General features: G+C 70.9%; 16 protein-coding genes and 2 pseudogenes. 3 read left to right on the forward strand and 15 right to left on the reverse strand.

What is annotated here, in order from left to right; all coding sequences use genetic code 11:
• Positions 1 to 5: 5 nt before the first annotated feature.
• The 4 genes and pseudogenes from ACIQD6_RS14415 to ACIQD6_RS14430 all read right to left on the reverse strand — a co-directional run.
• Positions 6 to 565: pseudogene (locus tag ACIQD6_RS14415) on the reverse strand (site-specific integrase); the annotation flags it as partial.
• 420 nt (positions 566 to 985) lie between these two features.
• Positions 986 to 1,564 (reverse strand): TetR/AcrR family transcriptional regulator, encoded by a 579-nt coding sequence (locus ACIQD6_RS14420; RefSeq protein WP_401881887.1) that lies wholly within the window; start codon positions 1,562 to 1,564, stop codon positions 986 to 988.
• A 167-nt stretch (positions 1,565 to 1,731) separates the two neighbouring features.
• Positions 1,732 to 3,123 (reverse strand): amidase, encoded by a 1,392-nt coding sequence (locus tag ACIQD6_RS14425; protein WP_401881890.1) that lies wholly within the window; start codon positions 3,121 to 3,123, stop codon positions 1,732 to 1,734.
• Positions 3,110 to 3,319 (reverse strand): hypothetical protein, encoded by a 210-nt coding sequence (locus ACIQD6_RS14430; RefSeq protein ID WP_401881892.1) that lies wholly within the window; start codon positions 3,317 to 3,319, stop codon positions 3,110 to 3,112. The genes ACIQD6_RS14425 and ACIQD6_RS14430 overlap by 14 nt, the downstream gene beginning before the upstream one ends.
• A 139-nt stretch (positions 3,320 to 3,458) precedes the next feature.
• Here ACIQD6_RS14430 and ACIQD6_RS14435 point away from each other — a divergent pair, with 139 nt between their 5' ends.
• The 3 genes and pseudogenes from ACIQD6_RS14435 to ACIQD6_RS14445 form a co-directional block, all read left to right on the forward strand.
• Complete coding sequence (locus ACIQD6_RS14435; RefSeq protein ID WP_401881895.1) at positions 3,459 to 4,574, forward strand: MFS transporter; 1,116 nt, start codon at positions 3,459 to 3,461, stop codon at positions 4,572 to 4,574.
• Positions 4,489 to 5,349, forward strand: coding sequence for an MBL fold metallo-hydrolase (locus ACIQD6_RS14440; RefSeq protein ID WP_401882873.1), 861 nt, complete (start codon positions 4,489 to 4,491; stop codon positions 5,347 to 5,349). Before ACIQD6_RS14435 ends, ACIQD6_RS14440 begins: the two co-directional genes overlap by 86 nt.
• Before the next feature lie 303 nt (positions 5,350 to 5,652).
• Positions 5,653 to 5,946, forward strand: a pseudogene (locus ACIQD6_RS14445) (type I-E CRISPR-associated endoribonuclease Cas2); the annotation flags it as partial.
• A gap of 25 nt (positions 5,947 to 5,971) precedes the next feature.
• On the opposite strand, the gene ACIQD6_RS14450 reads toward ACIQD6_RS14445, so the two are convergent.
• The 11 genes from ACIQD6_RS14450 to ACIQD6_RS14500 form a co-directional block, all read right to left on the reverse strand.
• Complete coding sequence (locus tag ACIQD6_RS14450; RefSeq protein WP_401881897.1) at positions 5,972 to 6,748, reverse strand: thioesterase II family protein; 777 nt, start codon at positions 6,746 to 6,748, stop codon at positions 5,972 to 5,974.
• 172 nt (positions 6,749 to 6,920) lie between these two features.
• Positions 6,921 to 7,895, reverse strand: coding sequence for an alpha-ketoacid dehydrogenase subunit beta (locus ACIQD6_RS14455; RefSeq protein WP_401881900.1), 975 nt, complete (start codon positions 7,893 to 7,895; stop codon positions 6,921 to 6,923).
• Positions 7,888 to 8,832: a thiamine pyrophosphate-dependent dehydrogenase E1 component subunit alpha gene (locus tag ACIQD6_RS14460; RefSeq protein WP_401881901.1), complete on the reverse strand. Its 945-nt coding sequence runs from the start codon at positions 8,830 to 8,832 to the stop codon at positions 7,888 to 7,890. Before ACIQD6_RS14460 ends, ACIQD6_RS14455 begins: the two co-directional genes overlap by 8 nt.
• Positions 8,833 to 8,908: 76 nt before the next feature.
• Positions 8,909 to 15,223: an amino acid adenylation domain-containing protein gene (locus ACIQD6_RS14465; protein WP_401881903.1), complete on the reverse strand. Its 6,315-nt coding sequence runs from the start codon at positions 15,221 to 15,223 to the stop codon at positions 8,909 to 8,911.
• 179 nt (positions 15,224 to 15,402) lie between these two features.
• Entirely contained in the window at positions 15,403 to 16,338 is a 936-nt protein-coding gene (locus tag ACIQD6_RS14470) for an amidohydrolase family protein (RefSeq protein WP_401881906.1), read from the reverse strand.
• Positions 16,335 to 16,583 (reverse strand): hypothetical protein, encoded by a 249-nt coding sequence (locus ACIQD6_RS14475; protein ID WP_401881908.1) that lies wholly within the window; start codon positions 16,581 to 16,583, stop codon positions 16,335 to 16,337. Before ACIQD6_RS14475 ends, ACIQD6_RS14470 begins: the two co-directional genes overlap by 4 nt.
• Positions 16,580 to 17,581, reverse strand: coding sequence for an amidohydrolase family protein (locus ACIQD6_RS14480; RefSeq protein WP_401881909.1), 1,002 nt, complete (start codon positions 17,579 to 17,581; stop codon positions 16,580 to 16,582). Before ACIQD6_RS14480 ends, ACIQD6_RS14475 begins: the two co-directional genes overlap by 4 nt.
• 20 nt (positions 17,582 to 17,601) lie before the next feature.
• Complete coding sequence (locus ACIQD6_RS14485) at positions 17,602 to 19,203, reverse strand: AMP-binding protein (protein WP_401881912.1); 1,602 nt, start codon at positions 19,201 to 19,203, stop codon at positions 17,602 to 17,604.
• Between the two features lie 38 nt (positions 19,204 to 19,241).
• The gene (locus ACIQD6_RS14490) at positions 19,242 to 21,035 is read right to left on the reverse strand and encodes an aspartate aminotransferase family protein (protein WP_401881914.1); all 1,794 of its coding nucleotides are present in this window, start codon (positions 21,033 to 21,035) and stop codon (positions 19,242 to 19,244) included.
• Positions 21,007 to 21,663: a GNAT family N-acetyltransferase gene (locus ACIQD6_RS14495; RefSeq protein WP_401881917.1), complete on the reverse strand. Its 657-nt coding sequence runs from the start codon at positions 21,661 to 21,663 to the stop codon at positions 21,007 to 21,009. Before ACIQD6_RS14495 ends, ACIQD6_RS14490 begins: the two co-directional genes overlap by 29 nt.
• Positions 21,660 to 22,622 carry a fatty acid desaturase family protein gene (locus ACIQD6_RS14500; protein ID WP_401881920.1) on the reverse strand — a complete coding sequence of 321 codons (963 nt, stop codon included), beginning with the start codon at positions 22,620 to 22,622 and terminating at the stop codon, positions 21,660 to 21,662. The genes ACIQD6_RS14495 and ACIQD6_RS14500 overlap by 4 nt, the downstream gene beginning before the upstream one ends.
• Positions 22,623 to 22,728 lie beyond the last annotated feature (106 nt).

Consider the following 22,728-nt stretch of genomic DNA (forward strand, 5'->3'; position numbering starts at 1 on the left):
CCTGCACGCCACCGGGCGAAGAATTCCTTCATCGTCGTCTGCGACGGCGGGATCCGCAGACCGAAGTCGCCGCGGTGCCGAGGGCGGTTGAACGGGTCGATCGGCGACTCCAACGTCGCGCCGAACCGCCGCATGATCTCGCCGGCGTAGCGCTCTTCCAAGAACGCGAAGTGCCGTCGATCTTGTTGATCTTCTACCGCACGGTCGACGGGGCCCGTTTCCCCGGCCCTGCGAAGTACCGATCCACCTCCCTCGGCGTCAGCTGCCAGGGCAGCAGCCCGAAGAAGTCACAGACCTCGACCACCGGCTTCACCAGGTTGTCCAACGTCGAGGGAGCGAACCCCGCAGCGTCCCGCGCCCACTGGTACTCCGAGATCGTGTCGACGAAGAAGCTCTCCTCGTCCTGCGCGCTCGCCCGAGCCTGACACCGCCGCTGGAGCGTGACCACGTCCGCCGGACCAGCCTCCAGCGGCACCGACTCAGCCGGAGCGACAGGTGCCGACGGCACCAGAATCAGCCCACGGGTTTCGAGATCTGCCACGAATCCGCAGATCACTGCGATCATTCGCAGAATCCGCGAGTTCACACGGAAATCCCCCACCAACGAGTGGCAGCCCCATCTCGGGCGTCTACCTGCTCAGCCTGACCACTGTCCGGCCTTGTCCGCGCCTTGAAGGGGCACGACATGCCGATCCGGGCTCCTCAGCCCACACCACCCACACTTCAGGGACCATCCCCGCCCCTGGCCGACCAGGACCGCGGAATGACCTTGATGCTCAAGGTCGCCGAAGCCGAGGGGTACGCAGCCGCGATCTCCACGGTCAGCATCGCCGAAGGGCGGGGATGCTCCCTCGCCGACCCCAACCCGTGACGCCCGCGTGCCGTCGGCCCCGCGCCCGAGGGGGGACTTCGGGGATGAGCCCTGGATGCGTGTTAGCAGCGCTGGCCTTGGCGATCCTCCTGCGCGGGCCGCGAGGAATCTGGATCATGGGAGGGGGTGTTCTTCGCCCGCGTCGAGGAGCTCGGTCACGAGCCGACGGGCGTACGCGGCGTCGAGTCCGGCCGGGCGGAAGAGGATGCGGTACATCATGGGGGCGACCACGCGGTCCATCGCCGTCTCGACGTCGGGGGTGTTCTCCTCGCGGCCGATCGCGCGGGCAAGCATGACGTCGACTTGTTCGGCCGCGTAGGCCGAGCACTGACCGGCGTTGCTGCCGTCCGGGTCGCCGAGCAGAGCGTCACGGATGTAGGCGCGGCCTGAGGGGGACGACATCTCGTCGAGGAACTGTTCGGCCCAGGCCGTCAGGTCGGACAGCAGGTCGCCGTGGCTCTCCGGCGCGGTTTCGGGCCGCAGGCGCTCCACCGCGACGTCCGACAGCAGCTCCTGAAGGTCGCCCCAGCGGCGGTAGATCGTCGAGGGGGTGACTCCGGCGCGCTGGGCGACCAGCGGGACGGTCACCGCGTCGCGGCCCCGCTCCGACAGGATTTCGCGGACAGCGGTGTGCACCGAAGCCTGGACCCGTGCACTGCGCCCGCCGGGGCGCACCATCGGCTTACGACTCATGACTCCACCTTAAAGCACGGTTATTGCGTTTAGGAGGAGCATGCCGGCTTGACGGCCGCGCCAGGGCTCCCTCGCCGGTCTCCTCCCTGCGGGCATCCGGTCCTGATCCCGACCGGAGCCGAACGGCATATGGGCCGGGCCGGAACCGTCCGGCCCGCACGCCGCTGTCAGGCGGCCGGCGCGAGCGATCGGGCGGACTGCGTCCGCTCGTAGGCGTGGCCCACCCGCAGCAGCTGCCGCTCGCCGAAGGGCCGCCCGAGCAGCTGCATGCCGATCGGCATGCCCGCCGTGTCGTGGCCCACCGGGACGGACAGAGCGGGCACTCCGGTGATGTTGGCCGGGGAGGACAGACGCACGTAGGCGTCGGAGACGGCCTCGGTTGAGCCGTCGGACCAAGTGACGCTCTCCTGACCGGCCTTCACCGCGGTCATCGGGACCGCCGGGGCGGCGATCACGTCGACCTTCTCCAGAATGCGGGCCCATTCCTCCTGCATGAGCGTCCGGGAGCGTTGGGCACGCAGATAGTCGCCCGCGCCCATCAGCTCACCGGCCTCCAGGAGGATGCGGATGTCCGCGTGGTACAGCTCGGGGACCGTACGCAGCGTGCCCTCGTGGTAGGCGGTGGCCTCCGGCACCATCAGCCCCCACTGGGTGGCCTGGATGTACCGGGTCATCGGGATGTCGATCTCGACGAGATGGGCGCCGAGCGTCTCCAGCTGCGCGATGCCCCGGCGGACGGCGGCCTCCACCTCCGCGTCGACATGGTCGAAGTAGTAATTGCGCGGCACCCCGACGCGCACGCCCGCCAGGTCCGGCTCCCGTTCCGGCCGGTGGTCGACGGTGGGGGTGTCCAGCGAGGCGGGGTCACGCGGGTCGTGCCCGGCGAGGACGGTCAGGACCAGGGCCGCGTCCTCGACGGTGCGGGTGACCGGGCCGACGTGGTCCAGCGACCAGGACAGCGACGTGACGCCGTGGCGCGGCACCAGCCCGTAGGTCGGCTTGAAGCCGACGACCCCGTTCAGCGCGGCAGGAACCCGGATCGACCCACCGGTGTCGGTGCCGAGGGCGAAGGTCGCCGCCCCGGCCGCCACCGCGACGGCGGACCCGCCGCTGGAGCCTCCCGCGACCCGGCCGCGGTCCCAGGCGTTGCCGGTCTGCGGGGTGGTCAGGCCGTAGGCGAATTCGTGAGTGTGGGTCTTGCCGACCAGGACGGAGCCTGCGGCCCGCAGCCGGGCGGCGACCGTGCTGTCGGCGGCCGCGCGGTGGCCGGCTCGGACCCGGGAACTGGCGCTGGTGGGCGAACCGGCGACGTCGATCAGGTCCTTGAGCCCGGCCGGGACGCCGTGCAGCGGCCCCCGGAACACGCCGCGGGCCGCTTCCCGCTCGGCCTCCCGCGCCACGCCGCGGGCCTGCTCCGCGGTGACCGCGACGTACGCCTCGACGTGCGGGTCCACCTGGTCGATGCGGTCGAGGACCGAGTCCACCAGCTCGACGGGGGACAGCCGGCGGGCCCGGATCTGCTGCACGGCGTCGGCGAGGGGCAATTCATACGGCTGCATCGTGCTTCTCCTTTCCGGCACGGTAGGCGCCGGCGGGCGGGATGTCCCCGAAGTCCAGCTCACGCAGTACCGCGACGACGGAGTGGATGTGGTTGGCGGTGGCGGCGACCGCGGCGTGGCGGTCATCGGGCAGTGGAAGTCCGGCACGGGCGGCCCAGCGGGCGGCCTCGGGCGGCGTGAGCTCAACGGAGGGCACGGGTTTCTCCTGATCAGGGGGCGTGGCAACAAAGCGGCCCGCATTAAAAGCCAACAGTTTGCGTTAACCCGATCGTAGGCTCTACGGTTCCTTAAAGCAACTGAATTGCATTTACGGAAGGAGCTCTATGCCCGGCGTCATGTCCGACGCCCCCGCGGTGGCGGACGCACCCGCGCATTTCGCCCATCGGGCCGCCCGCGCACATACGAAGCGCCGCACGGCTTCCTTCGCCCTCGATGTGTCGATAGTCGCGGCCCTCCTGGCCGCGTCCAGCGCTCCGACCCCGCTCTACCCTCTCTACCAGGACCAGTGGGGCCTCTCCGCGCTCGCCGTCACCGTGGTCTTCAGCGCGTACGCTCTGGCCCTGTTGCTGGCTCTGCTCACCGCCGGAGCGCTCTCCGACCACCTGGGGCGACGCCCCGTCCTGGCAGGCGCCCTGCTCATGGCGGCCGCCTCCATGGTCCTCCTGGCCTCAGCGGACGGCGCGGGCTCCCTGACCATCGCCCGGGTCCTGCAAGGAGCGGCCACCGGCGCGGCCACCAGCGCCGCGGGCGCGGCGCTCCTCGACCTGGAAAACCCCCGGCGTCCGGGCCGATCCGCCCTGGCCAACAGCGTCACCCCGGTCGCCGGCATGGCCACCGGCGTGCTCGTCTCCACCCTGCTCGTCCGTTTCGCCCCCGCCCCCACCGTCACCGTCTACGTACTGCTGGCGGCGTTGTTCCTCGCCCAGGCGATCGCGGCCACCTTCACCACGGAGACGGCCCACCGCCGCGCGGGAGCGCTGCGGTCGCTGCGCCCGCGGGCCGGCGTCCCGCCCCCGGTCCGCCACACCCTGCTGGCCGCGGGCGCCACCGCCGCGCTCACCGTATGGACGCTGCGGCGCAGGCCGCCCGGCGCCACGGCGATCGGCGGCTGCCTGTCCGTCCTGCCCGCCGCGGCCCTGACCCTGAGCGGTCTGCACGGCGCCGGGCACACGCCTACGCCATCACCGCCGCTCTTCTCACCCTGGCGGCCCTGGCGGCACTCACCGCGTCCCGACGCGGGGCGGCCCGCCCCGAAGCCGACCGCTCCCACTGAAGAGAACAACCGACCGCTTCCGCTGAAGAGGACAAAGGGAACGACACACCATGCACACCTCCCCCGCCGCCACCCGCATCCCCTCCTGGACCGTGGGCGGCGTCACCGTCCACCGCATCGACGAAGTCGCCCTGCCGCCCGCGACCGGACCCTGGCTGCTGCCCGACGCCACCCCTGAGGTGGTAACCGCCCAGGACTGGCTGCACCCCCACTTCGCCGGCCAGGACGGGATTCTGCACATCGACAGCCACAGCTTCGCGTTCGTCGTGAACGGGCTGCGCGTCCTCGTCGACACCGGCATCGGCAACGGCAAGGAGCGGGCCAACCCGGCCTGGCACAACCTGCGGACCGACTTCCTGGACCGCCTCACCGCCGCCGGATTCCCCCCGGACTCCGTCGACCTGGTGATCCTCACCCACCTGCACGCCGATCACGTCGGCTGGAACACACAGCAGGTGAACGGCGAATGGGTCCCCACCTTCCCCCACGCCCGCTACCTCACCTCCCGCGCCGAGCGGGAGTTCTGGGCCACGTACGACATGGAGGAGGCACGCGAACAGATGTTCAGCGACTCCGTGATCCCGGTCGAACAGGCGGGTCTGCTGAGCACGGTCGACGTCCCGCACAAGGGGGCCGAAATCGCCCCCGGCCTGCGCTTGATCCCGACACCCGGCCACACCCCCGGCCACGTCGCCGTGGAACTGACCAGCAAGGGTGAGACGGCGCTGATCTCCGGCGACTGCGTCCACCACCCCGTCCAGCTCGCCCACCCCGTCATCGGCGCCTGCGTCGACTTCGACCCGCGGCAGTCCGAGGCCACCCGCCGCAAGCTGCTCGGCTCCCTCGCCGGCACGGACACCCTCCTCCTCGGCACCCACTTCGCACCGCCCACCGCCGGCCGCGTGGTCGCCCACGGGGACGCCTACCGGCTGGAGCCCGTCCCCGCTTCCTGATGCCGTTGCCACGCCGTCTCGGTCACCGCAGGTATGGCCAAGCCCCTCGGCCCCCTCCGATCCCTCGGGGCCCGGCCAGTGCATCCGTTCCTGGACAGCACCGTCGTGCGGGCCTGTCCACGGTGCGGAGATCGCCGGAGGCGCAGACCGGGCTGCTCGACCGCTGCGTCCAGGACATCAACGGACTGCTCGGCTACGACGGCACGCGCGACACAGGCGATGTTCCCCAGGACCGCGTCACCTCCAGTCCGACGGCGACCTCCACATCGAAAGTGGCCGCAACCACGGTGACGAGATCATCTGGTGACCGTCATCGTCCTCACCCACTGCCCCGTCGGGCTGCGAGGTCTCCCCACCCGCTGGCTGCTGTAAGTCTCCCCGGGGGTCTTTCTGGGCCAAGGACGGGCCCTGCTCATCCACCAGACCAACAACGAACGGGGCCACACCCTCGAGACCCACGATCACGCATGGCACCCCAAGGACCACGAAGGGCTGACACTGATCCACCGCCCCAATAGTGGTCCCCGCACCCGCGGGGATGTTCCGACCTCGCCGTCCGGGGTTCCCGGGTACGGCACGTCAGCCCCGCGCCCGCGGGGATGTCCCGCAGAGTCCGGCCATGTCAGAAAAGGTCTTCCAGAAGGGCGGCGAGCACAGCGTCAGTGCGCTCGTTCAGATAGAAGTGGCCGCCCGGAAAGGTGCGCACCGAACACGCCCCGCGGGTGAGTTTCGCCCAGTCCGCCAGCTGCGCGGCGTCGGCGCCCGGATCCTCGGTCCCGCCGAACACCGATAGGGGTGTGGGCAGATGTCCCCGGCTTTTGTGGGTGTGGCGGTGCATCATGGCGAAGTCGGCCCGGAGCAGCGGAATCGTCAGCTCCAGGAGTTCAGGGACGTCCAGGATCTCGTCGGGGATCCCGCCCAGTTTCCGTACCCGCGCGATCAGTTCGGCCTCGGGGAGCAGGTGCAGGGGAGGGGTCGGCCGGCGCCGGTGCGGTGCCGCCACCGCCGAGAGCGCGAGGAGCCGGGGGACGTGGTCGCCCCGCTGTACGAGTTCGACGGTGGTCTCGTAGGCGGCCAGCCCTCCCATGCTGTGTCCGAACAGCGCGAACGGAACACCGCCGGCGTCCTTGAGGACCGCCGTCGCCGTCGCCCGGGCCAGGTCGGTCAGGGAGGTGAACGACGGTACGTCCATGAGGTGGGGCCGCCCGGGCAGTTGGACGCCGCGCAGGGCGACGCGGGCAGGCAGCCGACGCAGCCAGGGATGGTACGACGTGCAGCTTCCCCCGGCGTGCGGGAGGCAGTACAGCTTGAGTTCGGCTTTCGGGCGGGGCTCGAACTCCTGAATGCTCACCCTGGCTCCCGGCCGTGGGGGTCCCGTCGTCTGCTCTGCGAGGCTCACGCGGCGCTCCTCATCAGGGGGACGGGCGGACTGCCGACTCCGGTGCCGATGTGTGGCTCCAGCCGGTGGACGGGGACCGTGAGCTCCGTCGCCGCGGCATCCGTGCGGAGCGTGCCGAGCGTGCCGTCCCTGGTGGAGGTGCAGCACCTGGCAAACCTGTCCGGCCACAGCATTAGCGGTTCGCCTTGCAGACCTGCTGGATCGCCGTCGCCAGCTGGTCGCGGTGCGGTTGCACCGCCCGGTCGAGGTCGAGGGCGAACGGCAGCACCGCGCCGTCGGGGCGGGTGATCCGGCGAGGCGGCGCCACCAGTCGCATCTCCTCGGACGCCACGGCGACGACCTCGGCGCCCAGGCCGCAGAACCGGTTGGAGTCGTCGATGACGACGAGGCGGCCGGTGCGGTTCACCGATGCGGCGAGGCCTTGCCAGTCGAAGGGGTAGACGGTGCGCGGGTCGAAGACCTCCACGGAGATGTCGTCCGCCAGTTCCGCGGCCACGTCGAGGGCCTGCGCGACGAAGTGGCCCACCGCCACGACCGTGACGTCCGACCCTTCGCGCGCCACATGACCGACCCCGAGCGGCAGCGGAGCGAGGTCGGCGAGGTCGACGCTCTCGAAGCTCATCGACGACGCCGCGGGCGTGAGCACCACCACCGGGTCGTCGTCACGGATCGCGGAGATCAGCAGACCGTAGGCGTCAGACGGGCTCGACGGCACGACGGTCTTGAGGCCGACGTGCGCGAACAGGCTGTACGGCTGGTCCGAGTGCTGGCCCGCCCAGCCGGTGCGCGAGCCGGAGCCGGGGACCAGATAGGTGACGGGCACCTTGACCTGGCCGCCGGTCATGAGGGAGAACTTGTGCGCCTGGTTGGCGATCTGCTCGAAGACCAGGAACATCAGCGAGGGAATCTGGAACTCGATCACCGGGCGGTGCCCGGACAGCGCGGCGCCGGTCGCGAAGCTGGTGAACGCCTGCTCCGACAGCGGCATGTCCACGATCCGCTCCGGGCCGAAGCGCTGTACGAGCCCCTTGGTGACATTGGCGACGCCGACACGGATGTCCTCGCCGAACACGCAGACCCCGGGGTCCCGTTCGAGTTCGTCGTCGAGGGCTCGCGTGAGCGCGGTGAGATAGCCGAGCTTAGGCACTGGTGGTCACCCCGTCCCGGGGGCGCAGCCCCGTCGCGTAGAGATGGTGGAGAGCGTCGGCGGGATCGGGCTTGGGGCTGTCGAGGGCGAACCGCACGGCGGACTCCAGTACGGCCTCCACCTCCTCGTCGACGCGTACGCGGTCCGCGTCCGGTATCCGCTCGCCCTGAATCCGTACGGGGTCGCGGCGGCGGCCCTCGTCCACCTGCTCCTTCGTGCGGTAGCGCACGAAGGAGCGGTGCTCCCAGGTGTGGTGGGCTTCGAAGCGGTACGTGCGGCACTCGACGAACGCCGGTCCTCCGCCCGCCCGGGCCCGCTCGGCGCACTCGCGGGTGGCGGCGAACACGGCCTCGGCGTCCATGCCGTCGACCGAGACCGCAGGCATGCCGAAGGCCTCCGCGCGGCCTGTGATCGAGCCCGCGACCAGGTCCTCGACCGTGACCGTCGAGGAGTACCCGTTGTTCTCACAGACGAAGACGACGGGAAGGCTCCACAGCGACGCCAGGTTGAAGGACTCCAGGACCACGCCCTGGTTGACCGCGCCGTCACCGAAGAAGCTGACGGCGACCCGGTCGCTGCCCGCGCGCACCGCGGCCCACGCCGCGCCGGTCGCGATCGGCGCCCCCGCGCCGACGATGCCGTTGGCACCAAGTACGCCGAGGCTGACGTCGGCCGCGTGCATGGAGCCGCCCCGGCCCTTGTTGAGCCCGGTGGCCCGCCCCGCGAGCTCCGCCATCATTCCGGCCGGGTCGGCGCCTTTGGCCAGGACATGGCCGTGGCCGCGGTGGGTGCTCGTGATGACGTCGTCGGGGCGCAGAGCCGCGCACACGCCGGCGGCCACGGCTTCCTGTCCGATATAGGGGTGGATGCCGCCGATGATCTCCCCCGCCTTCACGAGCTCGATGCAGCGCTCCTCGAAACGGCGGATCAGTCTCATGGTGCGGTACAGAGACACGTCGGGCGCACTCTCGCGGGTCGTCGCGGGTTCAGTCGTCGCGGGTTCAAGAGGGCTTTCAGGAGAATTCGGCATGGCCTCGCTCCCTTCCCTTCCGGGACAGCCGCAGGGCCAGCGCGGCAACAGTGGGGGCCTCGAACACCGCCCGGATGCCGACGTCCGCGTCCAGGGCGGCGCGGATGCGGGACACGAGCTTGACGGCGAGCAGGGAGTGTCCGCCGAGGTCGAAGAAGCTGTCGTCGACGCCGATGCCCGGCAGCCCGAGGGTCTCGGCGAACAGGTCGCACAGGGCCGTCTCGGTCGCGGTGCGCGGCATCCGCCCGGACGACCGCGCCGCCGTGTCGTCGGGGGCGGGCAGGGCTCGCCGGTCGAGCTTGCCGCTGGGGTTCAGCGGCATCCGCTCCAGCCGCACGAAGGCGGACGGGATCATGTACTCGGGCAGGCGGCGGGCCAGGTGGTCGCGCAACTCGGCGCCGTCCCCGAAGTGTTCGGTGCTGTCGGCAGGTACGTAGTACGCCACGAGGCGCGGGTCACCCTGCCGGTCCTCGCGCACGGCGGCGGCGGTCTGCGTCAGGCCGGGGTGCGCCGCGAGGACGGATTCCACCTCGCCCGGTTCGATGCGGAAGCCGCGGAGCTTGACCTGGTCGTCGGTGCGCCCGAGGTACTCCAGGTTGCCGTCGGCGCGCCAACGGGCCAGGTCGCCGGTGCGGTACATCCGTTCCCCCGGCCCGCCGAACGGGTCGGGCACGAACCGCCCGGCGGTCAGCCCCGGCCTGCCCAGGTAGCCGCGTGCCAGGCCCGCGCCCGCGACGTACAGCTCGCCCGGCACTCCGGGCGGTACGGCTTGCAGGTGTGCGTCGAGGACGTAGGCACGGGTGTTGCGGACGGGGCGGCCGATGGGCGGGGCCGCTGTGCCGGTGCCGTCCGGGAACCACGCGGTGGTGTACACGGTCGCCTCGGTGGGGCCGTAGATGTTGGCGACGCGGGCTCCGGGCACGGCGGCGCGGATCTCCGCCAGGGTGTGCGCGGGCAGTGCCTCGCCGGCGAGCGCGACCACGTCCGCCCGCAGGTCCACGTCGTGCCGGTTCACCAGGTGCGAGAGGGCCGACGGCACACCGCAGACGAGACTTCCGGTCCACTGTCCGCCCGGGCGCTCGGCGAGCGCGAGTATGTCGGTCACGACCTCGGCGGCGCCGCCTGTGAGCAGCGGGCCGAAGATCTCGAAGACGGACACGTCGAAGGTCAGCGGCGTGGCGGCCAACGTGTACGCGTACCGCTCGTCCCCCAGGGTCTCGCGCCCCCACAGCACGAGGTCCACCACGTTGGCGTGGGGCACGAGGACGCCCTTGGGACGACCGGTCGACCCCGAGGTGTACAGGACGTACGCGGCGTTCGCCGGTGTCAGCGGCAGCGTCCGGTCGGTGTCGCGGGGGGCGCCCGGCGCGCCGCCGATGGCGTCGGCGCTCCCGCCCGGGTGGACGCGCGGCACGGAGGCGGGAAGCTCGCAGGGGGCGGCGGAGGTCGTCACGACGCAGGCGGGCGCCGCGTCCCGGAACATGAACGCGATCCGGTCGGCGGGGTGGCGCGGATCGATCGGCAGGTAGGCGGCGCCCGACTTGAGGACGGCGAGGAGTGCCACGACCAGGTCGGCCGACCGGGGCAGGGCCAGGGCCACGATGTCCTCCGGTCCCGTGCCCGCGGCGATGAGCCGGTGGGCGAGGCGGTTCGCGCGGGCGTTGACCTCCGCGTAGGAGAGACGGACGTCGCCGCAGACGACGGCCGTGGCGTCCGGCGTACGCGCGGCCTGCTGCTCGAACAGGTCCGGCACGGTGACGGGCGGGATGGGCCGCTCGGTGTCGTTCCACTCCTCGAACAGCAGGTGCAGTTCCTTGGCGCTGAGGACGTCGAGCCGTCCGATCGGCGTGTGCGGGGCGTCCGCCGCCGCGCTCAGGAGCCGGGCGAGCCGGGTGGCGAGGGTGGCTACGTCCTCCGGGTCGAACAGGTCGGTGCTGTACTCGAAGAAACCGGTCAGGCCCGCCGGTTCGCCGTCGCCGGAAAAGCGCTCCTCGATGTTCAGGAGCGCGTCGAAACGGGCCGAGCCCGGATGGAGCAGGTCGGTGGTGATGTCGAGGCCAGGGGTGTCCAGGCGGGGCGCGGGCGCGTTCTGCAGGGCCAGCGAGAGCTGGAAGAGAGGGTGGCGGCCGATGGCGCGGGGCGGGTTGAGATCGTCGACCAGGTACTCGAAGGGCACGTCCTGGTGGTCGTACGCGCTCAGAGCGACGTCACGCACCCGGTGCAGCAGGTCGCGGAAAGCGGGGTTGCCGGAGGTGTCGTTGCGTATGACCAAGGTGTTGACGAAGAAGCCGACGGAGCGGTCGAGGCCCTGGTCGGTGCGGCCCGCGACGGGTGAGCCGATGGGGATGTCGTCTCCCGCACCGAGCCGGGTCAGGAGTGCCGCGAGACCGGCCTGAAGCACCATGAACAGGCTCGTCCCCGTCTCCTGGGCGAGCGCGGTCAGGCGCCGGTGCAGGTCGGCTTCCCAGGCTACGGAGAGGGTCTCGCCGCCATGGGTCGGTTCGGCGGGGCGCGGCCTGGCGAAGGGCAGGTCCAACTGGTCGGGCAGGCCCGCCAGTTGCCGCCGCCAGTAGGAGAGCTGGTGGGCGAGAGGGCTGGCCGGATCGTCCGGGGCGCCGAGGAGCTTCCGCTGCCACAGGCCGTAGTCGGCGTACTGAACGGCGGTGTCACGGCCACCGTCGTTCCCGTCGCCGGGCGCACCTGTCCTGCGGGCCTCGTACGCGGACATCAGGTCCTCCGCCAACGGCGCGAACGACCAGCCGTCGCAAGCGATGTGGTGCACGAGGAGCAGCAGCACGTGGTCGGTGTCGGACACCGTGAACAGGTGTACCCGTAACGGGATGCCGGCGGCCAGGTCGAAGCGGTGACCGCTCGCCTCGGCGAGCGCGCCCGGCAGCGCCGCCTCGGTCGTGCGCGTCTCCTCGGGCCGCGGCCTGGCGTCGGGGGGCGCGAGGATCCGCTGGTACGGTTCGCCGTCCCGCTCGGGGAAGAGGGTGCGCAGGGATTCGTGGCGTGCGACGAGGTCACCGATGGCGTCGCGCAGCGCGGCGGCATCCAGGTGGCCGGTGAACCGCAGCGTCCACGGCACGTTGTACGCCCGGCTCGTCCCTTCGAGGTGGTGCAGGAACCACAGCCGACGCTGGGCGAAGGACAGCGGCAGCGGGTCGGGGCGCCGCGCGGCGCGCAGCGCGGGCCGGACGACGGCGGCGTCCGGTGCCGGGGTGTCGAGCCGGCGCGCCAGAGCGGCGGCGGTGGGGTGCTCGAAGAGGGTGCGCACGGCGAGCTCCGCGCCGAGCCGGGCGCGGATCCGGGAGGCGAGCCGGGTGGCGAGCAGCGAGTGGCCGCCGAGCGCGAAGAAGTCGTCGTCGATGCCGATGCCCTCGACACCGAGGATCTCGGCGAACAGTTCGCACAGCGCCTCCTCGCGCTCGGTGCGCGGGGCCCGCGTCGACCGCGCCTCGACGACCGGCGCGGGCAGAGCCGTGCGATCCAGCTTGCCGTTGACGGTCAGTGGCAGCCGTTCCAGAAGCACCACGGCCGAGGGCATCATGTAGTCGGGCAGCCGTTCGCGCAGATGCTCGCGCAGGGCCGCGGTGAGCTGCGTGCCGCGTCGGGCCGCCACCGGGCTGTTGGCGTACGCCAGGGGGTCACCGGGCGTGCCGTCCGGCTCGTGCGCCGCCAGGACTCTGCCGCCGGAGCCCGCGCCGCGCACGAAGACCGCGTCCACCGCGTCCACGGCTCTCGCCGTCGGCGTGACGGCGACGCGGTAGCCGAGGCGCTCGCCGAGCCGGTAGAGGTCTTCGGGATCGATGCCGTGGGGGTCTTGCGCGAGGGTGCGGCGCACGTCCGCGATGTCGGCGCCGTTGTCGAACTCCCTTGTCGCGGACGCCTCTTGGGCGACGCGGCTGTTGGGGACGGACAGCACCCGCAGCCGGTCGGGACGGTGCCGCCGCAGATACGTCTCCAGCTCGTCCGCGCCGGGCAGCTCGTCGAAGCGCAGCCGCGTCCCGGCCCGCGGTGCCGTCTCCACGGGTGCCTTGCACAGCACGGCGTCGTAGCGGTACCGGGTCATCTCGTTGTGCAGGGCGCCGCGGCGCACCTGGATGCCGACGGCGCCGACCGCGTTCCCCCGGGCCGCGAAGGCGTGGAAGAAGTCGGGGGCGAGCAGCAGCTCCTCTTCGAGCACCAGGGCGCGCTCGACGGTGTGGCGCACCGCGTCCCGGTCGGCCTCGGGTGCGGCACGGCGCAGGTGGGTGGCGGTGGTGAAGGAGCGCAGGGCCCGAAGGTCGCGTACGTCGCCGACGAAGACGGCACCGCCCGGTGCGGTGAGGCCGAGGGCCCGGTCGAGAACGTCGAGGAGGTAGCCGCCGCTGGGGAAGTACTGGGCGACCGAGTTGACGACCACCACGTCGAAGTGGCCGGGCGGCAGGCCGGTGGTGTCGTGCGCGGCCTGGTGGCGCAGGCGGATCCGGGCGGCCAGGGCGGGCCGCGCGGCGATCTCGTCGGCGAGGGTCTCGACGGCGACCGCGGAGATGTCCGTGCCGTGGTACTCCTCGCAGTCGGCGGCGAGCCGGGACAGCAGGAGGCCGGTGCCGCAGCCGATCTCCAGGACGCGGCGGGGCCGGAGCTCCCGGATGCGACGGACGGTGGTGTCGCGCCACTCGCGCATGTGGTCCGGCGCTATGAGCGTCCGTTCGGCGTAGCTGTCGTACCAACCGGTGAAGTTCTCGCCGAAGCCGAGGCGCCCGGTACCCGTCGTGTACTGGGCGTCGAACACCTTCTCCCAGTCGTGCACCTGCCGGGCGGCAGTGACGTCCGCGCCGCCGCCCGTCCGCGGGGGCGCCTCCGGGACGACGTAGGCGACCAGGCGTCTGTCCCCGGGGGTGTCCTCACGGGCGACGACCGCGGTCCGGCGCACCCCGGGGTGGGCGGTGAGCGCCTCCTCGATCTCGCCCGGTTCGATCCGGAAGCCGCGGATCTTGATCTGCTGGTCGGCGCGGCCGAGGAACTCCAGCTCGCCCCGCTCGTTCCGGCGGACCACGTCGCCGCTGCGGTACATCCGGCCGCCGGGCGGCCCGAAGGGGTCCGCCACGAAGCGCTGGGCGGTCGGTCCCCGCCTGTCGAGGTAGCCGCGGGTGACCCCGGCCCCGGCGACGTACAGCTCTCCCGCCACTCCGGGCGGAGCCGGACGCAGAGCCTCGTCGAGGACGTACAGGGACAGGTCGCGGATGCCGACGCCGACGCGGCTCGCGGTGTGCGGCACGGCATCTCGCGCGGTGAGCCGCGTGAGCGTGGTGTGCACGGTGGTCTCGGTGATGCCGTACATGTTGACGAGCACCGGGGCGTCGTCGGCGTGCCGCTCGTACCAGGGTGCGAGCTTGCCGAAGTCGAGCCCTTCCCCTCCGAACACCACCAGGCGCAGGGCAAGTTCACCGCTGAGGGCGGTGTCCCGGTCGGCGTCCATCAGCGGGTGGAACGCCGACGGCGTCTGGCTGAGGACGGTCACCCGCTCCGCGGCCAGCAGCGCGCGGAAGCGCTCGGGCGCCCGGCTCGTCTCGTACGGAACGACCACCAGGCGGCCGCCGTGCAGCAGCGCTCCCCAGATCTCCCAGACGGAGAAGTCGAAGGCGTACGAGTGGAAGAGGCTCCACACGTCGTGCTCGTCGAAGCGGAACTCGCCTGCCGTTTCCGTGAACAGACGGATGACGTTGTCGTGCGAGACCACCACCCCCTTGGGGCGGCCTGTGGAGCCGGACGTGTAGATCACGTATGCCGTCGTCCCGGGCAGGAGGCGGATCGTGCGGTCGGCGTCGGTGGGGTTGGTGTCCGGCCGTGCGGCGAGTTCCTCGGCGGTGCCCCGGACCGACAGGACGAGACGGGGCACGTCGGCCGGTACGTCCATCGGGTCCTGGCTGAGCAGCAGCGCGGGGCGGGCGTCCGCGAGGGTCCGGTTGATCCGTTCCGGAGGTTGGTCCAGGTCCAGTGGCAGGTATCCGGCGCCCGACTTGAGGACGGCGAGGATCGCGACCACGGTGTCGACGGACCGGGGCAGGGCCAGGGCGACGAGCTTCTCGGGGCCCGCGCCCCGTGCGAGGAGCATGTGGGCCAGACGGTTGGCACGCGCGTTGAGCAGGGCGTAGTCAAGGTGTTCGTCGCCCAGGGTCAGGGCCGTGCGGTGCGCGTGCCGGGCCGCCTGGGCTTCGAACAGTTCCGCGAGGGTGGCGGACACGCCCACGGGCGGCCCGGCCTGTCGGTGCCGATGGTCCGTGAAAGCACTGTCCGATCCGGTGGTTGCCATGGCCCAGCCCCTTGATCCTTTGCCCAACGCCCATCGCGTTCTGCCGTTTTGGCGGTGCTCGTTCCGTTCATCGCGTTCGTGTGTGCGCTGCCGCGTGTGTGCCTCGTGGCTCGTGCGTGCCTCGTGGCTCGTGGCTCGTGGCTCGTATGTGCCTCGTGGCTCGTATGTGCCTCGTGGTCTCACGCCACAGGGCGGCTGCGCGGCGCCAGGACACGGAGCAGGTTCTCGTGCAGCAGCAGTGACCGGTCCTTCCGTGACACTCCGGCGAGCACCGTCGCACCGTCCAGGACCTCCGCCATCAGCAGCTTGAGCCCGTTCAGGCGGCCGAGCGGCCAGTCCGTACCGAAGATGATCTTGTGGTTGATGCCCAGCCGGAACAGCCGGTTCAGGTGCTCGGGCCAGGAGGGCAGGCTCGGCCCGCTCGCGAAACCCCCGGTGTCCAGGTACACGTTGGGCCGGTACGCCGCCAGGTAGGCGCACGTGTCGACGTGGATGAGCCCGCCGTGCCCGAGGATGAAGTTCACCCGCGGGAAGTCCCGCGCGGCCTTGTCGACGCGCAGCGGGTGCGCCGGTTCGTAGTCGAGGCTGCGGGCGGTGGGACCCGTGTGCACGAGCACGGGCAGGCGGCGGGCCGCGCAGATCTCGTAGTACGGGTACAGGCCCGGGTCCGACGGCGAGTAGCCGCACGGCGGATAGAGCTTCACGCCGTCCAGGCCGTAGGCGTCGGCCATGTGCTCGAAGGCCTGTACGCCCTCGGGTCCGCGCCGCGGGTCGACGCCGATGTAGACCCAGAAACGGCCGGGGTGGCGCAGCCGGATCTCGTGGTGGCGGCGTGCCGCCTCCGCGGGCTCCAGCGTGCCGGACATCCGCAGGCCGAAGTCGGGCACGAGCAGCACCGAACGGTCGATCCCGGCCGCGTCCATCTCCTTGACCAGGCCGTCGGCCAAGTGGTCCTCCTGCTGGGCCACCATGCCGGCGGCCACGCGGTCGGGACGCGGGGCCGCCCCCATGGAGCCGAGGCGGCCGCACACGTTGCTCGCCACGTCCTCCACGAAGGCCCGCGGAATGAAGTGGGTCGATGCCACGTGGCAGTGACCGTCGTAGACCGTGGTCATCCGACGCAGTGCTTGATCAGACTCTGGACGCTGACCCCGGACAGGGGGTCGTACGTCGCGAAGTCGAACTCGGCGTCGGCCTGTTCCTCCAGGTACGAGATGAGGCCGACGACCGCCATGGAGTCGAGGAGCCCGGTGTGGCTGAGGTTGGTCGTCGCGTCGACCGGCGTGTGCGCCTCCCCCTCGATCCACCGCTCGACCCACTCGACCATCAGTCTCTCCAGCGCTGCGACGTCCGTGCTCATACCCGGCCTCCCCGGTCTGTGTCGGTGACGTTCACCGTGGTGCTCTTCGGCGCTCGGGCGACCAGGCGCAGGCTGTTGCCGCCCATGATCATGCGCCGGTCCGGTTCCCTCAGCCCGGCCACCGCGGGCTGCCCCTCGGCGAAGTCGCTCACCAGTCCGGTCAGCGACTCCGAGAGCCGGTACGAGGGCCAGCAGGTACCGAAGAGGATCTTGTGGCTGATGCCCAGGCGGAACAGGCGGTTGAGGTGCGCCTGCCGGCCGTCCGCCGCCAGAACGGAGTGGAACTGACTGATGTCCAGGTACACGTTGGGCCGGTGCGAGCACATGTAGGTCGCCTCTTCGACATGAGTGACCCCGCCGTGCCCGAGGATGAAGTTCACCTGCGGGAAGTCGCGCGCCGCCGTGTCGAGCAGCAGCGGGGTGCCGTACTCGAACTCCAGCCGGCCCCAGCCCGGCCCGGTGTGGCTCAGCACGGGCAGGCCGTGGAGCGCGCAGACCTCGAAGTACGGATACAGGCGGCGGTCGCTCGGCGAGTAGCCGCACAGCGGATACAACTTGAGCCCGGCGAAGCCGTACTCGGTGACGCACCGCTCGAACAGGTCGATGCCGTCCTGCCCGCCGCGCGGGTCGACGCCCCAGAAAACCTTGAAACGGCCCGCGTGCCGGCGGCTCACCTTGTCGATGTGCCCGGCGAGCTCGGGCGGCGTCAGGGCGCAGCGCGCCACGTGCGAGTAGTCCGGGATCACCAGGAACGCCTGGTCGACCCCTGCCTCGTCCATCTCCGCGACGAGCCGGTCGGCGTCGTCGTCCTGGTGGACGGACAGCACCCGGTCCAGCATGCGCTCGCGCCGCACCGAGTGGCCGTAGGAGGTCATGCGGTGGTGGGCGTTGTCCGCCTGGTACTCCAGGAAGTCCCGGGGGATGGCCAGTTGGCTGCCGAGCTGCACCTGCGCGTCGACGACGGGCGGCGGCGACGGGTCGCGTCCGGTGCTCGACACGCTTTCGGGGGCCGTCCTCATCAGCGCCCCGAACCGGAGTCGGTGGGCGCCACCGTGTCCGGAGCCGGCGCGCCCGAAGCTCGCGCGTCCGAAGCCCGCGCGCCCGAAGCCCGCGCGCCCGCGGCGATCTCGCCGGAAGCGGACTCTGTCCCGACCGCCTCCGCGAAGCGCGCTGCCGCGAGGCCCCGGCTGAGCTTCATGTTCGCGGTCATGAACACCGGGTCGGACCGAAGCGGCGTGTCGGAGAAGACCAGGGACATCACGCGTTCGTGGGCGTCGAGCGTCGCGTTGGTCTCCTCGATCCGCTTCCTGATGTGGTCGCGCAGCACGGTGTCCGCCGGGTCGGTCGCGGTGACGATGGCGCCGAGCCGGTTGGACTGCGGGGTCGGGACCACGATGATCTCCGAGACGCCGTCGATGCCGGTGAACGCGGCCTCGATCTCGGCCGGGTGCACCTTGCGGCCACTGCCGAGCGCGATGACGTCCTTCTTCCGCCCGAGCAGAGTCAGGAACCCGTCCGGGTCGAGGCGACCGTAGTCGCCGGTCAGAATCGTGCCGTCCGGCTGGAAGATCTCCGCGGCGGACGGGTCGCCGTCGGTGTCGAAGTAGCCGCGCCCGAGCGGGGCCGGACGGTTGATCAGCACTTCGCCGTCGTCGAGGAAGGTCACCGCGTCCGGGTCGATGAGGCGGCCGACGGTGCCGGGGCGGTTCTCGTCCGGGGTGTTCCAGGCGACCATGCCGGTCTCGGTCAGGCCGTACACCTCCAGCAGGGTGACGTCCCGCTCCCGGAACGCGTCCAGGGTCTGACGGCGGATCGGAGCCATGCCCGTGATCAGGAAACGGATGCGCCCGCCCAGGAAGTCGGCGAGCGAGGCCGCGCCTCCGCTCTTCATGTAGAGCTGGAGCGTGGTGTCGTAGAAGACGGGTGGTCCGATCAGGAACGTCGGGCTCTCCTTGCGCACCGCCTGGAAGACCCGCTGGTACGAGGCGAGCACCAGGTCCGCACCGAGCCACAGGCACAGGTAGACGGACAGCCGCTGCTGATAGTTGGCGAGTGGCAGGAAGATCAGGTGCCGGTCGCGACCGGTCACGCCGAAGTCGCTCATGAAGCGGTTGATGACGTACTCGGTGCCCTTGACGCTGATCTCCAGGCCTTTGAGGCGGCCGGACGTGCCTGAGGAGTAGACCAGACTGTGGACATCGTCGGTCTCGACGACGGTGGCGGTGGGCGGCACGGCATCCGGGCCCGGGGCACCGTCGGGCCGGAAGACGGCGGGGGTGGTCGCGGGCACGTCGGCTATCAGCAGGGCGAGACGGTGCCGCGCGACGAAGTCGTCCGGGTCGGGGATCTCCGTGGTGTCGGCGAACGCCTTCAGCCGGGCACCCGTGGCCAGGGCCGCCAGGTCCCAGGCGAGCCAGTCGAGGCTGTTGGCCGCGCGGATACCGATGAGGTGGCCGGGGCGCACGCCCGCGGCTGTCAGCTGCCGCGCCCGGGTACGCGCAAGCTCCGTCAGCTCGCTGTGTGTGAGTTCGCGCCGCTTGCCGGTGATGTCGATCTCCACGACACGGGCGGTGGTGTGGTTGCTGGAGCGGTCCAAGAGGCCCGCGAGGTTGATGCTCACCTGTCGGCCGACTTCCTTTCCGAGTGCGATGGACGTGCCTATGCCACGTGCTGTCGAGGGGCGTGTGCCGTCTGGGGGCGACCGTCGGGTTCCGCCGGCGCGGCCCCCGGCGCGGACTCCAGCGCGGACTCCAGCGCGGGAATGAGCCCGGCGAGCCGCTCGCCCGCGAGGAACCCGATCCGGCCACCGAGCATGTCCTCGTACGCCCCGCTGTCGGTGTGCCAGGCAACGCGGACCTCAAGGTGGCTGCCGCCGTCGCCGGGCGTGACCGTCATGCGGCGTTCAAGGGTGTGCCACAGCCAGCCGGGATCCGCGGACAGCCGCACGCCGTCGTCGAGGAGTTCGGCGCGGTCCGCCCACACCACCGCGTCGCCGCCGAGCCGCCCGGCGAACTCCGGTTCGTGACCCGGTGCCGAGGGCGCCGTGGGGTCCGCCGCGAAGGGGTCGAGCAGACGGGGCCGGGACCGCAGCAGGTCCAGGACGCGCCCGGCCGGGTACGGCAGCGTGACGGTCCGGGTCACCGGGGACAACTCGGCTGTGGGCTCACCGCCATGCGCGGAGGCCGCGGCCCCGTCGCGTGCGGAGGTACGGCTCCTCCGGTGGCCGTCGGTCTCCGTGAGGATCCCTTCGAGTACGGACAGGCCGTGGTCGAGGTCGTCCTCGGAGACGACCATGGGTGGCTGTACACGCAGGACGCTCGGGTTGTAGAGCGAGTACGTGGAGGTGACTCCCTCTTCGAGGAGCCGGCCGAGGACGAGCCCGGCCGTCGCCCCGTCGGTGAACTCCAGGCCGTGCATCATGCCCAGGCCGCGGTGCTCGGCGATGAGCCCGGGAAAGTTCGCCGCCGCCGCGGTCAGCCGCTCGTCGATCCGCAGCGATCTCTCCTCGACTCCGGTGAGGAACGCCTCGTCGGACGCGATCGCGATGGCCTCGAGGCCGACCCGGCAGGACAGCGGGTTGCCGCCCAGGCTGGACCCGAAGGTCGAGGGCAGCACCCGCAGAACCTCCCAGACCCGCTCCGTACCGAGCACCGCCGACAGCGGGAGCACCCCGCCACCGAACGCCTTGCCCACGCACACCATGTCCGGGGTGATGCCGAACCGATCGTGGGCGAAGAAGGCGCCGCAGCGGCCGAACGCCGTCTGCATCTCGTCCAGGATGAGCAGCGCGCCCGCCTCGGTGCACAGCTCGCGTACCTCCTGGAGATAGCCGGGCGGCGGCACGATCACCCCCGCCTCGGCCTGCACGGGCTCCAGGAGTACGGCGGCGACCGTGTCGTCGAGCGCCGCGGCGAGTTGGTCCACGTCGCCGAAGTCGACCTGCCGGAAGTGCTCCATGAACGGGCCGAGCAGCGCGCGGTGTTCGGGCCGGTCGGAGGCGCTGAGAGTGGCGAAGGTCTTGCCGTGGAAGCAGCCACGGGCACTGATCACACCAGGGCGGCCGGTAGCCGCGCGGGCCAGCTTGAGCGCGTTGTCGATGGTCTCGCCGCCGCCGTTGGCCAGGTACGAGTACGGCAGGCGCTGCCCGGTGGCCTGCGCGAGCCGCTCGGAGAGCCGGATCTGCACCTCCTCGAACATGATCTTGGTGCTGTTGAGGACGCCGGTGTCGAGCTGTTCGCGCAAAGCGGCGACGATCCGTGGGTGGGAGTAGCCGAAGGACTGATTGCCGTACTGATCGAACAGCGCGAGGTACGAAGTGCCTTCGTCATCCAGGACCCGGCTGCCCTCGCCCTTTCCCTGGACGCCGCAGCCCATGACGAACGCCATTTTGGCGTAGGCCGGGTGATTATGGGCCGCCTTCGCCTCAGCGAGGAACTGCCGCCGTGTCCGCATCCGCCGCCTCCCCCCGTTTGTAGCTGTCGTAGTCGCCGAAGAAGTACCGCAGCAGACGGCTCTTCTTTCCTTCCGGCGTGCGGGCCCGGCTCACCGCGTCGGCGACGTCGAGGGCCGCGACAAGGCTGAGGGGCGATCCCTTGAAACGAATGTCCTCGTACGGCTCGTGCAGGGCGGCGAAGCCGATTTCCTTGTAGAAGCCGCGCAGCCCTTCCGAGTCGTCCACGAAGAAGTCGCCCAGGATGTGCGTCACGTCGTGCTTCCGGGCGCTGTGGATCACGGCTTCACGCATCAGCGCCATGCCTATTTCGCGGTGGCGTACGTCCGGCAGGGTCATCAAGTGCCCGAATTCCACGAGCCGGTTTCCCCTGCGGAGTCCGGCGAGGTCCACGCTGTCGTCGCAGGGCAGACCGACCGCCGTGTCGGGAACGACTTTGACGGTGCCCACCGGCCTTCCCCCGTCGTATCCGACGATGTACTCGGCATAGGGATCGAAGCGGTCGAAGGTCGCGGCCGTGTCCCCGGCGTCGGCGAGCCGGCCCTGGTCGCCGACATACACTGCCTGGCGGAGCCGCAGCACGTGGGCCTTGTCGGCCTCGGTGCGCGCCAGTCGGAACGTCACGTTCACCTGCTCCTCCTCTGCAACAGCTTTCCGAAATACTCGAGATAGCCGCGGTTGAAGTAGCGAATACGGTCCCGGACCTCGGAGTGCAGATCCGGCAGCCGCTCCAGCGGAAGATTGGGCATCAGGTGGTGCTCGACATGGAAGTTGTTGCTGTTGGTGAACCACGTCAGGATGCGATTGGAGCGAATGGTCCGGGTATTGGCGAACGGGTCACGGTTCAGGGTTTCGCAGCCATAGTGCTCCGGCACTTCGATGAGAGCGTGCACCGGTCCCGCCACAAGGGCGAGCGGGAGGAGCCACACCCACACGATGACCCCTGACTCCAGCGACCAGGACAGCACGGAAAGCGTGAGCAGCATGGCGAACGCGAGGCAGTGGTCGCGGCGTATACGGCGTGAGACCCGCGCACTTTCCCCGCCGAAGTCCGAGACGATCAGGGAGCGGCCGAGATTCGCCACGAAGAGTACGTAGTGGTGAACCATGGTGAACCGCACGGTCCAGTCGACGAAAGTGCCGAATTTCGAGCGTTCCTCGACACCGTACTGGTCGCCGTAGTCGAAGAACTCCCGATTCATGGAGGTGCCCAAGTCACGATGGTGGCGCAGGTGCGCCGCCTTGTAGGCCGCGAAGGAAATGAGCATCGGCAGGCCGAGGACGATCCCGGCCACCGCGTTCGCCCGGCGGCTGCGGTAGGCGAGATTGTGCAGTGTCTCGTGCTGGAGTTCCGCGGCGTGCGCGAACATGCATCCGATCAGTACGACACCGGTGACACGGCACCACCACTCGGGCTGCAGCACCACGCCGACTCCGACCGCGGTGAGCAGCACACAGAGGGCGAATTTACAAGAGAACACCCACCCCCGGGGCTGCGCGCGCAGATGTTTCAGCGCCGCTCTGAGTTCGGCCGCCTCCTGGGGATTCGGTAAGGCCGATTCGACGGCACCATCCGCTGCCAGATCCATCGGCGTTCCCTCGCTTTCCCGGTAACTTTCCAGTACCGCTTCCCGGTGGTCGTTTCGGGGTATGGCGACGCAGCGGCACGCCGTCGGCCGACGTGCCGTGTCGCTG

The sequence above is a fragment of the Streptomyces sp. NPDC088400 genome (genome assembly GCF_044753355.1).
Taxonomy (GTDB): Bacteria; Actinomycetota; Actinomycetes; order Streptomycetales; family Streptomycetaceae; genus Streptomyces.

Excerpts from the sequence above, each read along its gene's own strand:
- ACIQD6_RS14425 (WP_401881890.1), bottom strand. The coding sequence starts at position 3,123 with ATGCAGCCGTATGAATTGCCCCTCGCCGACGCCGTGCAGCAGATCCGG.
- ACIQD6_RS14420 (WP_401881887.1), bottom strand. The coding sequence starts at position 1,564 with ATGAGTCGTAAGCCGATGGTGCGCCCCGGCGGGCGCAGTGCACGGGTC.
- ACIQD6_RS14460 (WP_401881901.1), bottom strand. The coding sequence starts at position 8,832 with ATGAGACTGATCCGCCGTTTCGAGGAGCGCTGCATCGAGCTCGTGAAG.
- ACIQD6_RS14465 (WP_401881903.1), bottom strand. The coding sequence starts at position 15,223 with ATGGCAACCACCGGATCGGACAGTGCTTTCACGGACCATCGGCACCGA.
- ACIQD6_RS14490 (WP_401881914.1), bottom strand. The coding sequence starts at position 21,035 with ATGCGGACACGGCGGCAGTTCCTCGCTGAGGCGAAGGCGGCCCATAAT.
- ACIQD6_RS14500 (WP_401881920.1), bottom strand. The coding sequence starts at position 22,622 with ATGGATCTGGCAGCGGATGGTGCCGTCGAATCGGCCTTACCGAATCCC.
- ACIQD6_RS14435 (WP_401881895.1), top strand. The coding sequence starts at position 3,459 with ATGTCCGACGCCCCCGCGGTGGCGGACGCACCCGCGCATTTCGCCCAT.
- ACIQD6_RS14475 (WP_401881908.1), bottom strand. The coding sequence starts at position 16,583 with ATGAGCACGGACGTCGCAGCGCTGGAGAGACTGATGGTCGAGTGGGTC.
- ACIQD6_RS14470 (WP_401881906.1), bottom strand. The coding sequence starts at position 16,338 with ATGACCACGGTCTACGACGGTCACTGCCACGTGGCATCGACCCACTTC.